Source organism: Pseudogulbenkiania sp. NH8B (assembly GCF_000283535.1).
Lineage (GTDB): Bacteria > Pseudomonadota > Gammaproteobacteria > Burkholderiales > Chromobacteriaceae > Pseudogulbenkiania > Pseudogulbenkiania ferrooxidans.
Genome location: NC_016002.1, coordinates 2386034 through 2400669, shown reverse-complemented (window position 1 = coordinate 2400669; position 14636 = coordinate 2386034). Strand labels below are relative to the sequence as shown.

The 14636-nt window shown below is 62.7% G+C and carries 18 protein-coding genes; 5 read left to right on the top strand and 13 right to left on the bottom strand.

Going from position 1 to position 14636, the window contains the following annotated elements; translation table 11 throughout:
• Positions 1–82: 82 nt before the first annotated feature.
• Positions 83–274 (bottom strand): cbb3-type cytochrome oxidase assembly protein CcoS, encoded by a 192-nt coding sequence (gene ccoS / locus NH8B_RS11040; RefSeq protein ID WP_008952767.1) that lies wholly within the window; start codon positions 272–274, stop codon positions 83–85.
• Positions 275–301: 27 nt separating this feature from the next.
• Positions 302–2800, bottom strand: coding sequence for a heavy metal translocating P-type ATPase (locus NH8B_RS11035; RefSeq protein WP_014087369.1), 2499 nt, complete (start codon positions 2798–2800; stop codon positions 302–304).
• Between the two features lie 70 nt (positions 2801–2870).
• On the opposite strand from NH8B_RS11035, the gene NH8B_RS11030 reads away from it, so the two are divergent.
• The gene (locus NH8B_RS11030) at positions 2871–3866 is read left to right on the top strand and encodes an NAD(P)H-quinone oxidoreductase (RefSeq protein ID WP_014087368.1); all 996 of its coding nucleotides are present in this window, start codon (positions 2871–2873) and stop codon (positions 3864–3866) included.
• A gap of 97 nt (positions 3867–3963) precedes the next feature.
• Here NH8B_RS11030 and NH8B_RS11025 read toward each other — a convergent pair whose 3' ends face one another.
• On the bottom strand, positions 3964–4848 hold the full coding sequence (locus tag NH8B_RS11025) for a hypothetical protein (protein ID WP_014087367.1): 885 nt from the start codon (positions 4846–4848) through the stop codon (positions 3964–3966).
• 127 nt (positions 4849–4975) lie between these two features.
• On the opposite strand from NH8B_RS11025, the gene typA reads away from it, so the two are divergent.
• A complete protein-coding gene (gene typA / locus NH8B_RS11020) occupies positions 4976–6784 on the top strand; it encodes a translational GTPase TypA (RefSeq protein WP_008952763.1) in 1809 nt (602 codons plus the stop codon).
• Positions 6785–6862: 78 nt separating this feature from the next.
• On the opposite strand, the gene NH8B_RS11015 is transcribed toward typA, so the two are convergent.
• Complete coding sequence (locus NH8B_RS11015) at positions 6863–7222, bottom strand: translation initiation factor Sui1 (protein ID WP_014087365.1); 360 nt, start codon at positions 7220–7222, stop codon at positions 6863–6865.
• Positions 7223–7467: 245 nt separating this feature from the next.
• On the opposite strand from NH8B_RS11015, the gene NH8B_RS11010 reads away from it, so the two are divergent.
• Positions 7468–8034, top strand: coding sequence for a hypothetical protein (locus NH8B_RS11010; protein WP_014087364.1), 567 nt, complete (start codon positions 7468–7470; stop codon positions 8032–8034).
• A 175-nt stretch (positions 8035–8209) separates the two neighbouring features.
• Here NH8B_RS11010 and NH8B_RS11005 read toward each other — a convergent pair whose 3' ends face one another.
• On the bottom strand, positions 8210–9265 hold the full coding sequence (locus NH8B_RS11005) for a rolling circle replication-associated protein (protein ID WP_014087363.1): 1056 nt from the start codon (positions 9263–9265) through the stop codon (positions 8210–8212).
• Between the two features lie 309 nt (positions 9266–9574).
• Here NH8B_RS11005 and NH8B_RS11000 point away from each other — a divergent pair, with 309 nt between their 5' ends.
• On the top strand, positions 9575–9868 hold the full coding sequence (locus NH8B_RS11000; RefSeq protein ID WP_014087362.1) for a hypothetical protein: 294 nt from the start codon (positions 9575–9577) through the stop codon (positions 9866–9868).
• On the opposite strand, the gene NH8B_RS10995 is transcribed toward NH8B_RS11000, so the two are convergent.
• From NH8B_RS10995 to NH8B_RS10965, 8 genes are all read right to left on the bottom strand, one after another.
• Positions 9863–11032 carry a zonular occludens toxin family protein gene (locus tag NH8B_RS10995; protein ID WP_014087361.1) on the bottom strand — a complete coding sequence of 390 codons (1170 nt, stop codon included), beginning with the start codon at positions 11030–11032 and terminating at the stop codon, positions 9863–9865. The two genes, NH8B_RS11000 and NH8B_RS10995, sit on opposite strands and share 6 nt — an antisense overlap.
• Complete coding sequence (locus tag NH8B_RS10990; RefSeq protein ID WP_083844255.1) at positions 11029–11310, bottom strand: DUF2523 domain-containing protein; 282 nt, start codon at positions 11308–11310, stop codon at positions 11029–11031. Before NH8B_RS10990 ends, NH8B_RS10995 begins: the two co-directional genes overlap by 4 nt.
• Positions 11300–12601: a virulence factor TspB C-terminal domain-related protein gene (locus NH8B_RS10985; protein WP_014087359.1), complete on the bottom strand. Its 1302-nt coding sequence runs from the start codon at positions 12599–12601 to the stop codon at positions 11300–11302. Before NH8B_RS10985 ends, NH8B_RS10990 begins: the two co-directional genes overlap by 11 nt.
• A gap of 2 nt (positions 12602–12603) precedes the next feature.
• Positions 12604–12813: a hypothetical protein gene (locus tag NH8B_RS20935; protein ID WP_148282974.1), complete on the bottom strand. Its 210-nt coding sequence runs from the start codon at positions 12811–12813 to the stop codon at positions 12604–12606.
• A gap of 64 nt (positions 12814–12877) precedes the next feature.
• The gene (locus NH8B_RS10980) at positions 12878–13189 is read right to left on the bottom strand and encodes a hypothetical protein (protein WP_014087358.1); all 312 of its coding nucleotides are present in this window, start codon (positions 13187–13189) and stop codon (positions 12878–12880) included.
• Between the two features lie 60 nt (positions 13190–13249).
• Complete coding sequence (locus tag NH8B_RS10975; RefSeq protein WP_014087357.1) at positions 13250–13450, bottom strand: major capsid protein; 201 nt, start codon at positions 13448–13450, stop codon at positions 13250–13252.
• Between the two features lie 46 nt (positions 13451–13496).
• Positions 13497–13742 (bottom strand): hypothetical protein, encoded by a 246-nt coding sequence (locus NH8B_RS10970; RefSeq protein WP_014087356.1) that lies wholly within the window; start codon positions 13740–13742, stop codon positions 13497–13499.
• Between the two features lies 1 nt (position 13743).
• Entirely contained in the window at positions 13744–14067 is a 324-nt protein-coding gene (locus NH8B_RS10965; RefSeq protein ID WP_014087355.1) for a hypothetical protein, read from the bottom strand.
• Between the two features lie 153 nt (positions 14068–14220).
• Between NH8B_RS10965 and NH8B_RS10960 the strand changes: the two genes are divergently transcribed.
• Positions 14221–14619: a hypothetical protein gene (locus tag NH8B_RS10960; protein ID WP_014087354.1), complete on the top strand. Its 399-nt coding sequence runs from the start codon at positions 14221–14223 to the stop codon at positions 14617–14619.
• Positions 14620–14636 lie beyond the last annotated feature (17 nt).

Sequence of the window (14636 nt, the reverse complement as noted above, 5' to 3'; positions counted from 1 at the left end):
GTCGGCCGTCAAAGGCGGGCCATGTCGGCGAGGCGGGCGGGGGATGTCCTCACCGCGGCCGGAGGAGGGCGTGGCGGCCCGGTCAGCGCGGGGGCGGGTCCGCGTTGAGATCATCCTTGTCGCTGGGGGTGGGGCGATCGTCATCCATCAGGATGCGGTGCCCCGGGCCTTCCAGGTCGTCGAATTGCCCGGTGCGGGTGGCCATCCAGAAAATGAAACCGATCACGAAAGCCAGTACCAGGCTCAGCGGGATCAGTAGATAGAGACTTTCCATCAGTTCGTCCGTTTCAATCGTCGGCCATCATGGCTGCTGCACTTGAGTGGGGCCGGGGCGGGAAATTCCGGCCGGGCGTGCTTCTGTCGTCGCCGCAGCGGTGCGTCTCATGCCGACCAGGCGCAGCGCGTTGCCCACGACCAGCAGCGAACTGCTGGCCATGCCGAGGCTGGCCAGCCATGGCGTGACGTGGCCGGCCATGGCCAGCGGCAGCGCGACGATATTGTACAACACCGCCCAGACCAGGTTCTGCCGGATGATGGCGAGGGTTTTTCTGGAGAGCGTGACGGCCGCGGGGACCAGCGCCAGGCTGTCGTTGATCAGCACCATGTCGCCGCTGGCGCGGGCGATGTCGGTGCCGCTACCCATGGCCATCGACACGTCGGCGCGCGCCAGCACCGGGGCGTCGTTGATGCCGTCGCCGACCATCAATATCCGGGCGCCGCGCTGCTGCAGTGCACGGACGTAGGCCAGCTTGTCTTCCGGGGTGGCGCGGGCACGGAACTGGCTGATGCCGGCGTCTTCGGCCAACCTTTGTACCGCCTCGTGCTCGTCGCCGCTCAAGAGGTGGACGGTGAGCCCCTGTCGGGTCAGCGCCGCGACGGCGGCGGCGCTGTCGTCGCGGCGGGTGTCGCCGATGGCGAACAGGGCCGCCCAGCCCTGGCGCGACCCCAGCGCAATCCGGGTGTGGCCGCGCTGCCAGTCGGCGAGGCCGGACGGCTGCGGCCCGGCGAGTTCGGCAACGAAGTCGCTGCGCCCCAGGCGCCAGGTCTCGCCGCCGATCGTGCCTTCAATGCCGCTGCCGGGGATGTTGTGTAGCTCTTGGGCGGTGGGGTGCGCGGCGGGCGCCGCCGCCAGCAGGGCGCGGGCGATCGGGTGCTCCGAACCCGCTTCGAGTGCCGCGGCCAGGGCGAGCACATCCTCGCGCTCGCCACAACGATGGGTTTCCACCAGGCGCATGTCGCCGTGGGTCAGCGTGCCGGTCTTGTCGAACACCACGTCGCTGACCTTGGCCAGCGTTTCCAGCGCATGGCCGCGCGTGGTCAGCACCCCGAGTCCGGCCAGATGGCCGCTGGCGGCGGTGAGCGCCGCCGGCGTGGCCAGCGACAGGGCGCAGGGGCAGGAAATCACCAGCACCGCCACGGTAATCCACAGCGCCCGTTCCGGGTCGGTAAAGTGCCAGCCAAGGTAGGTGGCCAGTGCCGCCAGCAGCAGCGCGGCGACGAAGCCGCTGGCGAAGCGGTCGGCCAGTTGTGCCAGCCGCGGCTTTTCCGCCAGCGCCTGATCCAGCAGGCGCACGATGCCGGCCAGCCGTGTGCCTTGCCCGGCCTGGCTGATGCGCACGGTCAACGGGCTCTCCAGGTTGACGCTGCCGGCGATCACGGTCGAATCCACCGTTTTGCCGACGGGCCGGCTCTCGCCGGTGAGCAGCGATTCATTGGCCGCGCTGCGGCCGGCGAGCACCACGCCATCGGCCGGGATGGTCTCGCCCGGCTTGACCAGCAGCACGTCGCCGGCAGCCAACTGACTCACCGGTATCTCGTGCGCCACCGTTTCGCCCGGCCAGCCGGCGAGGCGATGGGCAAAGGCCGGGACCAGTTTCACCAGGCTTTCCGCCGCTTCCCCGGCCTTGCGCCGCGCCAGGCCTTCGAGATAGCGTCCGCCCAGCAGCAGGAACACGAACATCGATACCGAGTCGAAGTAAATACCGTGTTCCACCTTGTTGATGAGCGCCCAGGTGCTGGCGCCGAAGGCGGTCAGGATGCCGATGGTGACCGGCGTGTCCATGCCGACGCGGCGCGTGGTGATGTCGCGCCAGGTGGCGCGGTAGAACGGCAGCGCCGAATAGATGATCACCGGCAGCGTCAGCAGCAGGTTGGCCCAGTGCAGCATCCACAGGAAGTCGGGATCGATCTCGCCGTGCGGCGCCAGGTAGACCGGCACCGCGTACATCATCACCTGCATCATCGACAGGCCGGCCACCCACAGCCGGGTCAATGCCTGCTTGCGTTCTTTTTGATGCAGCGCCTCCTGGCGCGCGGCATCGTAGGGGTGGGCCCGGTAGCCGATGGCAGCGATGGCCTCGAGAATTTGCGACAGTTTCAGGCGGGTATTGTCCCAGCGGACCCGGGCGCGGTGGCTGCTGTAGTTGATGTCGACCGAGATCACGCCGGGCAGGCGCATCAGATGCTGTTCATTGAGCCAGACGCAGGCGGCGCAGGTGATGCCCTCCAGGATCAGCGCGGCTTCGCGCACATTGTCCGCCGCGATGTGGACGAAGCTCTGCTGCAGTTCGTCGGAGTCGTACAGGCGGATGCGCTCGAGCAGTTCCAGCGGCAGCGCCTCGGCCTGCCCCGCACCCTGGGTGCGGTGGGTGTAATAGCCGTCGAGACCGGAATCGATGATGGTCTGCGCCACGGCCTGGCAGCCGGCGCAGCAGGTGGATTCGGTTCGTTCCCGATAGCGCACCGGAAAGGAAGCGCCCTCCGGAACTGGAAGGCCGCAGTGGAAACAGTCGTCACTCATGGCGTGCTATTGTAATCAAATGAGGATTGCCGCGCTTGAGCGAGCGCAAAGTCCGACGAGGTAAACGATCATGTCTATGCAAGCAGTGATGCAAAGCCGGCCAGGTGGCCGGGAAACCCTGGAACTGGGAATTGTGGAGAAGCCAGTGCTTGGCGACGGACAGCTCCTGGTCAGGGTGATGGCGGCCGGGGTAAACCGGGCCGACGTGGTACAGCGCGAGGGGCAGTATCCGCCGCCGCCGGGGGCATCCGCCATTCTCGGGCTGGAAGTGGCCGGGGTGGTGGAGTCCGTGCGCGGGCCTTCCCGTTTCCAGCCGGGAGACGCGGTGTTCGGGCTGGTGGAGGGGGGCGGCTATGCCGAATACGCGGTGCTGGACAGCGAATTGGCCATTCCCAAGCCGGACAGCATGTCGTGGGTGGAGGCGGCCAGCCTGCCGGAGGCCTGGATGACCGCCTGGCTCAACCTGGTCGAGGTCGGCAGGTTGGCCGAAGGTCAGGCGTTGCTGGTGCACGCCGGGGCGAGTGGTGTGGGCGCGGCGGCGATCCAGCTCGCGCGGCTGCTGGGAGCCCGGGTGTGGGCGACGGCAGGGAGCGAGGAGAAGCTGGAGTATTGCTATAACCTCGGTGCCGACGAAGCCTTCAACGCCCGCCAGGAGGCCGACTTCGGCGGCAAGGTCAAGGCCTGGGGCGGGGCGGATGTGATCCTCGATCCGGTTGGCGGCGCCTACCTGGAGCAGAATCTGAGCTGCCTCAACCTGGACGGACGGCTGGTGCTGATCGGGGTCATGGGGGGCGGGCGCTCGGAGATCAACCTGGGGCGGCTGTTGGTCAAGCGCCAGTCCCTGATTGGCTCGACCCTGCGCAGCCAGCCCAAGGCGGTCAAGGTGCGGCTGGCGCGGGCGCTGGAAACCGAAATCCTGCCCGCGTTGCGCCAGGGCATGGTACGGCTGACGCTGGATTCCACCTATCCGCTCGCCGCCGTGGCCGAGGCGCACGAGGCGATGGAAGACAACCGCAACCTCGGCAAGATCGTGCTGACGCTGTTCCCTGTCACTGCCGCGTCATAATCGTCTTGTAGACTGCCTCTCGCGTCGGGCCATGCAAGCCACGAGCACTTCTTTCGTACGGATTGGGATTGCGGGCGGCTGCTGAGCCGCCCTTTTTTTATCCCTCTTGCGTTTCGCGCAGTGGCGACAGAGCCTCGATCAGGGCGACCTCCTGGGCAAAGCTGAGGGCTTTCATGCGTTCCAGCAACGATTGCGCATCGACCTCCAGCTTGCGGTCGAGTTCGTCATGAACCAGGCGCGCCTCCACGGCCAGCCACACGCCGCGGCACGAGGCGGCAGACTCGAAGTGGATGTCGCGCAGCACTTCGGCAATCAGGTGCAACTCGTTGTCGGAAAACTTTCGCGACAGCACCGCCTGTTCGCGGTGGATGATCTCGGCGTAGCGCTCCAGCATCTCCCGGGTGCGGGCGTCGTCCGGCAGCTGCTGGCTGTCAGCATCCATCACCACGGCTTTCTCGCCTTTGAACCAGGCATCCATCAGCGGCTTGAGCTGTGGAATGTCCTCCTGCCACAGCTGCTGCAGTGCCGCGCGGAAACGCTCCCCGCGGCTGAACGACAACTCGGCGAACGGCATGTCGGGCGGCGTGGTGCTGCGCAGCGGGCAGCCGGCCACCAGCGGAGCGCCGTCATCGCCTTGCGTAACCACACCACGCCACGCCGCCTCGTCGCCCGTGGCCAGGTTGTCGACCAGGATTTCCACGTAGGGAAGGGGCGTGTCCACGCCTTCGTCTTCCGTCACGAAACGCAGGGTGATGTCGAACAGGGCGTGCTTCGGGACATCCAGAATCTGCATGCCGTTGCCGCGGCCGACCAGCACGAAACTGTCGCCGCTGTCGTAGACGGCCACGCCGGCGTCGTCCTTGGCCGGGTGCACCAGCGTGCCAGACAGCTCTTCGGCCAACTCGTTGAGGTCGTTCTTGTCCCCGGTATAGCCGGTGCGATAGCCCGCATGCTCGTGCCACAAAGCATCCCAGTCGTACATTTTCCTGCTCCTTGTTCATTTTGCTCTGGAGTGTAGCCAAAACCATGCCGAAAGTCGTGCCTGGCCCTGTGAGAACAGGCCGATATCGTGCTAGAATCTTGTGATTTTTCCGTTCCCGTCCAAAGACATGACCCGACAGATTCGCAACATCGCCATTATTGCTCACGTTGACCACGGCAAAACCACGCTGGTCGACCAACTCCTGCGTCAAGCCGGTACCTTCCGCGAAAACCAGCAGGTGGTCGAGCGCGTGATGGATAGCAACGACCTCGAAAAAGAACGCGGCATCACCATTCTGGCCAAGAACACCGCGATCAACTACGAAGGCGTCCACATCAACATCGTCGACACCCCGGGACACGCCGATTTCGGCGGTGAAGTCGAACGCGTACTGGGCATGGTGGACGGTGTAGTGCTGTTGGTTGACGCCGTCGAAGGCCCGATGCCGCAAACCCGCTTCGTGACCAAGAAGGCCCTGGCTCTGGGTCTGCGTCCGATCGTGGTGATCAACAAGATCGACCGTCCGGGCGCGCGTCCGGACTGGGTGGTCGATCAGACCTTCGACCTGTTCGACAAGCTGGGCGCAACGGATGAGCAGCTCGATTTCCCGATCATCTACGCCTCGGGCCTGTCCGGCTTCGCCAAGTACGAGCTGGAAGAAGAGTCCGACAACATGCGCCCGCTGTTCGAGACCGTACTGAAGCACGTGCCGGTCCCCGCCGGCGATCCGGATGCCCCGCTGCAACTGCAGATCTCGGCGCTGGATTACTCGACCTACACCGGTCGCCTCGGCCTGGGTCGCGTGCTGAACGGCCGCATCAAGCCGGGTCAGGTCGTCGTGGTGATGAACCACGAAGAGCAGACCGCTCAAGGTCGCATCAACCAGGTGCTGGGCTTCAAGGGTCTGGAACGTGTCGAAGTGCCGGAAGCCGAAGCTGGCGACATCGTCATCATTTCCGGTCTGGAAGACATCGGTATCGGCGTGACCATTTGCGATCGCGACGCCCCGGTTGGCCTGCCGGTCCTGGGTGTGGACGAACCGACCCTGACCATGGACTTCATGGTCAACACCTCGCCGCTGGCCGGTACCGAAGGCAAGTTCGTGACTTCGCGCCAGATCCGCGATCGTCTGACCAAAGAGCTGCTGACCAACGTCGCGCTGCGCGTGGAAGACACCGAAGACGCCGACATCTTCCGCGTCTCCGGTCGTGGTGAACTGCACCTGACCATCCTGCTGGAAAACATGCGCCGCGAGGGCTTCGAAATGGCCGTCGGCAAGCCGCGCGTGGTATTCAAGGAAATCAACGGCGAGAAGTGCGAGCCGTACGAGAACCTGACCATCGACCTGGAAGATGGCCACCAGGGCGCCGTGATGGAAGAACTGGGCCGCCGCCGTGGCGAACTGACCAATATGGAATCGGATGGCCAAGGCCGCACCCGTCTGGAATACCACATTCCGGCGCGTGGCCTGATCGGCTTCCAGGGCGACTTCCTGACCATGACCCGCGGTACCGGCCTGATGTCGCACGTGTTCGACGACTACGCCCCGGTCAAGCCGGACATGCCGGGCCGTCACAACGGCGTGCTGATCTCGCAGGACAACGGCGAAGCCGTGGCCTACGCGCTGTGGAACCTGGAAGATCGCGGCCGCATGTTCGTCAGCCCGGGTGACAAGCTGTACGAAGGCATGATCATCGGTATCCATAGCCGCGACAACGACCTGGTGGTGAACCCGCTCAAGGGCAAGAAGCTGACCAACGTGCGCGCCTCCGGCACCGACGAAGCGGTCCGCCTCACCACCCCGATCAAGCTGACGCTGGAATCTGCCGTGGAATTCATCGACGATGACGAAATCGTCGAAATCACCCCGCAGACCATCCGCCTGCGCAAGCGCTACCTGCAAGAGCACGAGCGCCGTCGCATGTCCAAGGCGTAAGCGCTTCGCGCCCGCATCAAAAAAGCACCCTGCGGGGTGCTTTTTTTATTGCTTGCTGGCGGGGAGGGGAGAGACGGCTCAGCCTCCGCTGCGTTTGACCCGCCAGCCTCGTGCCTCGAGGGCTTTGCTCACCAGTTCGACGTGATCGCCTTGTATCTCGATCACGCCATCCTTCAACGTGCCTCCCGAGCTGCACGCTTGCCTCAACTGCTTGGCAAAGCTGGCCAATGCCGCCGGCTCCAGCGGTACGCCGCTCACCACCGTCACCCCCTTGCCGTTGCGCCCCTTGGTTTCACGACGGATACGCACCACGCCATCGGAAGGTGGTGCCGTTTCGGCAGAACTACATGTGCAGCGGTCCACGGGTTGTCGGCAGACAGGGCACATCCGCCCGTGTTCGGTCGAATAGACCAGGCCGCCAGTGCCTTTGTTTTTCATAGGGTTCTCATCGAAGCGTGGGTTTGCAGGGAGCAGGGTGGCGCGATCAGGCGACATTATAGTCGGGCCGATCGGGTTGCTCATCCCCAGGGTCGACGTCATTCGATCATGGCGTTTCCGGGTTCTTTGCGCCAGGCCCGATCCGGGCGGGTCGGGCAGGGGCAAAACATGGGGCAGGATGCGATGGTTCGACGTGATTATGACAAAGAAATATAGTGATGGCCTGTCGAACCCGGAGGATACCCATGAGAACCATTCTGCTCGCTGCTTTGTGCTTGATTGTTGAATCGACGGCCGCCACGGAAGTGCCGGGCATCCTGCGCTGTGAGCACGAGAGAACCAAGGCCGTCTCTTATACCAGCGGCGCCTGTCCCGCCGGTACCTTGGCGGTGAAACGTCCGGAGCAGGGTGGCTTTGTCGGCAACGGAAACGGCAGCGAGCGTGGCGTGGTCACGGTTTGTCGCATGGACTCTCGCTTTGACAGCTTCCGCTATGTTGTGGATGGCGGCTGTCCTTTTGGTTCGAGCGGGGTTGCAACGTTCTCCAACGCCACGATCGAGGAGGCACGCCAGCAGTTTGCCGCGACCTGGCACGCGGCCGTTGAAGAACCACACCGACGAAAAGCCGTCACGCCTCCCGTTCGGCGGAAACTGACTAAGCAAACCATTGCCGACTGTCACGCGCTGCGGCAGCAGCGCGACAAGGTGCAGGCGCGGTTGAACAACAACAAAGCCTATCAGGACGATTTGCAGCGACTGCGGGATGCCCAGGATGCGGTCGCAAGAGAGGGATGCCGGGCATTTGGTGACTGAATGCCCGCATCCCGTCACGTGCAGTGATTCCGCCCAGCTAACTCGGAAAGACTCTGCGCCGGCTTGCGTGGAGTGTTTCAATAGAGCCGCTCAGAGGCACACTAAATCTGCTGGAAAGGGGGCTGAAACATAGGCATTTAAATAAAATCTGGCATCGTATTTGACATAATATAGATTATGCGAACTCAGACGGCGAAAAAAAATGACGGTCCATCAACGCATCAAGCGACTCAAAGCCCAGATACGCCGACTGTTCCACCTCGACGCTGCGCACATCGACCCCCGCACCCTTGTACAGCACCGCGCTGTAACCCGCTGACGGCGCGACCTCGAGCATTTCCTGCAACACCTTGTTGTACGGCAGATCCAGCACGATGCAATCGTCCAAGTAGACGATCTGGTGCACCACACGCCGAATCCTCGGCACGCCCCCGGCAAACGACACCTCGAACGGCGACGGTCGCCAGTCGCCCGTCTTCAAAGCGAACCAGCCGCCGCCGATGGCGCGGCGTGGCCGGTCCTCGATTTCCCACAGGTCGCGCACCCAGCCCGGCGACAGCCACCATGCCTTCTCGTCGCGCTGGGCGGCATCCAGCCCGCCCACGCCATAAATGCGCGCCCCGTCCGGCATGCGCAGTTCGTTGCCCTCGGCATCGACGTTCTGGCCCTTGCTGGCGTACTTCGCCAGATAGCCCACCGGGCGCTTCGCCCATTCGATCTTGGTCATGCCGTGCGGCCACCAGCCCTGTTTGTCGGGCTTCGGCATGGTCAGCCCCTTGGGCAGCCAGACAATGAGGTGGTAGTGCGGCCTACCCCGCTTGGTCAGCTCCAGCACCCACACATAGCGGCACGCCTTGACGCCCCGGCGCTTGAGCCACTTGCGCAGCCGCTCGAGCAAGTCCGAGACGTGGCGCGGCGACCACTCGACGTCGTCGCGGTAGGTCAGCGTCAACATGGCCGACTTGGTGAGGAAGCCCCGGCGCGTGGCGTTTTCCTGATGCAGCCGTCCCGAGGTAATCACGGCCTGCTTCATCCGCTTCAACCGTGCACGCTGGGCGTCTACCAGATGCCAGCCGTCTTGCGTCGCACTTGTTTCAGTAAGGACAAGCCCAGCGGGACGCTGCGCATCCCGCACCTTCGCGACCGACTTAGGCTGGTAATCCGGATGGGACAGCAGGCGCACGCGCTCGGCGTGCGGGGTGGGCGTGGTGTATACTGCGGTCGTGTTCATCGGGTGCTTTCCGGTGAGTACTGGCCCCTGATGCGTTGGCGCGCACAGGGGCTTTGTTTTGGGTGGATGGGTGCGGTGCTGGTGGGCGAACCGCCTAGGGCCGGAAACAACCCGGCCCAAGGCCCGCTACCCCGTTCGGGGTCGCTACGCTCCCCGCTCTCGGGTCCCTAGCGGCACGCCTCCGGCGGGGTTCGAAGCGGCGTGATCAGGGGAGCCGGGGTTTTTTTCGGTCTGCAAGAAAGGGGGTGAGGGTCTACCCGTCTTTTGCGTGGCCGGCTTATGATCGGTGCATCATCAAGGGGGGCTTTCATGCTTATCGACATGCTGCGTTGGCTGGCATTTCTGGCCGTCACCTTCGGCGGGGTGTACTGGCTCATGTACGGTCGCAAGACTGGAACAAGGAAAACCACCGGCTCGGGCTTCTGGCGCTACCGCACCGAGGCCAGCGAGAACGACGGCTACAGCCGACTGCTGACCGCCTGCCTTGGCAACCGTGACAAGGCCGAGCGGCTGATCGGACTCGAACTACGCCAGAACCCAGCATTGAACCGGGACACTGCCATCCAGCGCGCCCTCGAGCGACTCCAGTACGACCGGTCATGACGCGCCCTCTGTCGACGACTTCATGCTTCCGAACGGCTGGTGAAACTTGGGCTGCTCATTGCTGACAATCGGGTTGCCCTCATACGGGCCGGTGCTGGCCGTTCTCGGGCCGCTGGTAGGGCTAGGCGAGGCGTTAGGCTGTCCGGCTGGCGCCGGAGCCTGCACGAACTGCGGCGCGTCCTTGTAGGGGTTGTGACGACCGTTGGCGACGATGTCGCGGCAAGTGGCTTCGTCAACGGTACGGATCACCGTGCCCTGCCCGCTGTAGCAGCTACAGCGCGCCTTGCTGGCGATGCAGGCATCAGGCCATTCCATCGCTTTGACCTGACGCAGGCTATCAAAGATGGGGGCGGTCTCGGGGCGGTTCGGCACCACTGGCTGGAAATCGAGCGGGCGCACGCCCAGCGGCGCTTTTTCCGTGACCGTGCCGCCCTGCCCGCCCGGCACCGCGCCCGGCTGCGCCGGTCTCTGCGCCGTGCTGGCGGTCGTGGACGTAGACTCCGGCGCAATCTTGGCGTGGAGCCGCCCATACACGAACCAGCCCGCCACCGAGGCCAGCAGCAGGCAGACCACGACGACGATCAGCGGGGTCGGGATGGAGTGCTTTTGCTTGATATGGAGCGAGCTGGACTTGTACAGGTCGAAAACCTGCTTGGGCAGCTTGTAATTCTTTTTGCTGGCGATGTCGCGTTCAGTCTTGGACTCGGCGTCGACCGCCTTCGGCCACTCGAACAGCTTGCGGCCGAAGAAGTTGGACTCGATGTGCAGATGCTTGCCCGCCAGCGCCCGCACGTTGGCGTCGATCAGCGAGGTCTTTTGCGTGATCAGCCAGAAGTCGACGCCAGTATGACGGTGCGTCTCGAACGCGGCCACGTAGTCCGGAACCTTGCCCGAGGAGTTTCGCGGGCGGTAGACGTTCTGTGACTCGTCAATGACGATCAGCGAACCGGGCGGAAACGTGAACTTCGGCAGCTTGATGCTCGGGTCTTCCGGAGACGGTTCCAAACGCGTCCACTCGGCCACCGGCGGCACCGGCTGGTGCTCGATCTGCAGATCGGGTATGCCCATGGTGAAGATAGGGCGCGTGCCTTCCAGCTCCTTCATGAGCTTGACGGCCAAGGCGGTCTTGCCCGCTCCCGGCGTGCCGGTGATGACGGTAATCATGCGGTCAGCACCCCGATGCGTTTCGTGACCATCAGGCCGATGCGGTAGGCCACCGCCCCGGACAAGATGCCGAGCGCCTGCCCTGCCCCGGCCATGCCGAGCAGCGCGGCCACGGCGGGCATCATGCCGTTGAGGTTGGTCTGAATCAGGCTGTTGATGGCACCGAGCGCGGTGCTCATCCCGGCATACGTAATGACGCCAAGGCCCAGCGAGACCAGCACCTGACGCGCCATCGGACGGACCAGCGCGAACAGCAGAGCGGCGAAGTTACCCATCATTTTTCATCCCAAACATAATGAAGAGCGCCCCAAGGCTGGCGAAGGCGATCACCAGCGGGGAATACTTGGTCGCAAAATCACATTCCGGCTGCCAGCTCATGGTGTAAGTGCCACGGCTAAGGCTGAGTGTCTGCGGCTGGGGGCAGGTGGTCGGAAGGCTGAACGGCGACCAGCTAAACGATGGGCTCACGTTCTGCTGGACAATGTCAGGCGCGTCGGGTGGCGTGCCCAGATCGGCACAACCGACGCTGTTCGGCAGCTTGTCGCAGTCGGTTTTCGGGTCTTTGGCCGGCGTGACGTTGCTGTTCTTGATGTTGGTTTCGGTGGTGGTCTTGACCGTGTTGTCGATGTTGTAGACGTTGGTCGTCTTGGTTTCCTGCGTCTGCTGAGACACCGGAATAGGATCGTCGGTGTTGAACCAGTCCTCCGGAATCTGGAACTTGATCATCTCTTGAAGCTGGTAGGCTTCGGTCGAACCATCGGGATTGGTCTTGGTGCCGGTGCCGGTGGTCTTTGGCGCGGAGAGCGCTTGCGTGGCCTGCTTGATCTGGTGGAGAACGTTCTGCAACTCGATTTTCTGCTGGGCCAAGTCCTTGAGCACGTCGGCCGGTTTAGCGTTCACCAGCGATTGCATTTGAGCCAGCAGATCGGCGTCAGAGGCAAGGGTCGAGGTGCCCGAGGTGCTGGTACGGTTAATGATCGTGGACCAGCAATACCCACAGCTTGCAGTGGCATATTTGAGGCGAATGGCACTAACCGAATCCCACGACCAGCCATAGAAATACTGTGAGGAAAATTTGCCATCGATACAGGCTTTGGTCGTGTTGAAATCGCCTTTGCATTCCGACCAAATCGGCGATTGCCACAAGCCCTTGGTTTCGGACGTATCCGGCTTGTACCAATTGTCACCGGACTGGGTCCAGTTCTGATTGATAAGCCAGGTGGTGGCGACGGTCATCGCCAGTCCGGGCACCGTCAGGGACTTGGCCGCGTTGACCAAACCGACCACCGGAGCGCGCGACAGTACGTTGATGGCGGCCGTGGCGGTGGCACCCGTCACCGCGTCCTTGAGCGGCTGTTGCCACGAGCGGGACACGTCGACGTTATCGCCGTTGACCACTGCCGTGGCAGCAGAGCCCGCCGTGGGGTTGCCATAAGCAGCCCTGTTCAGGTTGCCGCCGCTGTGGTCGTAGCCGTCGTTCACGGTCCAGCCTGCCGAGGCGTAGCCGGCCAGCAGGGTCAACGAGAAGGCGAAGGCGAACCAGAGAGCGTTGCGTAGGTGGCGGTTCATGGCTAGTGGTCCCAATCAAGAACAGCAATGACCATGTAAAGAACGGAACAAAGAGTAAAAACGATGGAAAACCAAAGAAGTTGTTCGTGATTGGCGATGTAATCAAACGCCATAATCAGATACGGAGCAGCCTTCCTAAAACCGACCGGTATCAAAGAAAAGACGTAAGCAAAAGAAGCAATAACGCCGAGAGCATAGAAATGGTTTTTCATCGCGTCAGCACCACAGCAAGCATAACAACCGACAGGAAGCCGGCCATGAAATAGGGGTCGAGCATCAAAGCGCCCTCCTCAGCAGTTTCAGGCTGTACGCGGTGAACAGCACCCCGGCGACGAGCCAACCGAGGGTGATACCGTCCATGACGCGATCGGCGTTGGAACAGGTGGGGAACAACGAAAAGGCGGTGGTGGAGGACTGGAGAACCATCGAACCGGTTGTGGTGTCGTAACGGTTCAATTTCCAGACACCGGCATCGAGCACGTATTGCGTGACGGTGGAGCCGGACACAGACGGCGACACGGTGCCGAAGTAGACCGCTTCCGCTTCCGCCTGTGACTCATAGCAGGCCGTTCCTACCGCATACCCCATGTGCACCCCCTGAAATGAAAAAGGGCCAGCCCGTGAGGACCGGCCCGGACCGCAGGCCGGTTAGACGGCGCGACGCAGGAACTTGAAGGTGGCGATACCGATGATAACGACCAGCACAGCAGCACCCACGACACCGGCATCGGTGCCCGCCGAGGTAATGGCGGTGGTGACTTCGGCCGGTACTTCGGCGTGTGCGCCAGCGGCGACAGCCATCAGACCAGCAACCGGGGCGTACTTGCGAACGGCGTTGAACAGTTTCATGGTGTTACTCCTAGGTAAGTTGTCCAGGTGGACGGGGGGAAATGGGTTACACGTTGGGACCACAGGGCAGAACCGGGGCAGCGTTGGCCTGATACTCGCCAACCAGCTCAACGACCTGTTCCTTGGTTAGCGGACTGACGACGAGCTCAACCGAGTCACCCTCAGAATCGATACCCAATTGCATGAAGGCTTGCGGCTCGCCATCAAACTGAATGGCCATCGTGGGGTGGCCATAACGACGTGCCTCCCTAATGAAATCCTCGAACGTGACCTGACAGAATTGGGTAGCCATGTCAGACCTCGATGGCGGTAAAGGTGTTGTTGATCGAGCGACGCTTGATGATCTCGCCGGTCGACGGGTCCTTCACTTCGAAGGGCTTGCCGAGGTAGCCACCGCAGGAACAGAGCTGCTGCACGTCATCGCCCGGTGCGCCAATCGGCTTGTTGCTGCGCACCTCGACGGTGGACGGGTGCGAATACTCGTCGGGAGCCGGCAGGCGGAGTTCGGTGAAAATGAATTCATCGTTGCGGCGGCGCGACTGGATGCGGCCCACTAGTACCACTTGGTTAGGCTTCAAGCTGGGGCGTTTTTCGGGGGTGGTCTCAGGGGTCGACATGGCGCTCTCCGTGGTAATCGTGACCGGCTGTGCAATAATCCGGGTGAGCAAAGGCCGGTCAGAATCAGCTCCCGGTAGTCTTCAATCTGAGACTATCTGGGCCGTAGAATAGTCTTCAATTTCAGACTATTCAAGAAAAAGGAGGACAACGGGATGAAGACGTTTGCGGACTACGTTGAGCAAATCAAGGAAAAGCACGGCGTAACAAGCACTTACGCTGTGGCAAAAATGCTAGGTGTATCTCAGGGAAACATGTCAAACATGATCCATGAGCGCAGCAACGTGCCCAATCTGATTCGATGCCGGGTGGCCGACCTGCTAGAAATCGATCCGACCGAAGTCATCGCGTCGCTGGAGTGGCAACGCGAGGACAAGGAGGAGGTAAGGGACTACTGGAAAAGCGTTTTTTTTCGGCACTGTCGGGCCGCCTCTATGGCGGGACTGGTGGCGGCCATGCTGTCCGGCGTACCCGTGGACGCAAAAGCTGGTGGCGTGGGTGATATAACGAATAGTTTGCATAACCCTAGATTATGCGAACTTGTATATCCATAAAATACACCCCTTTTATC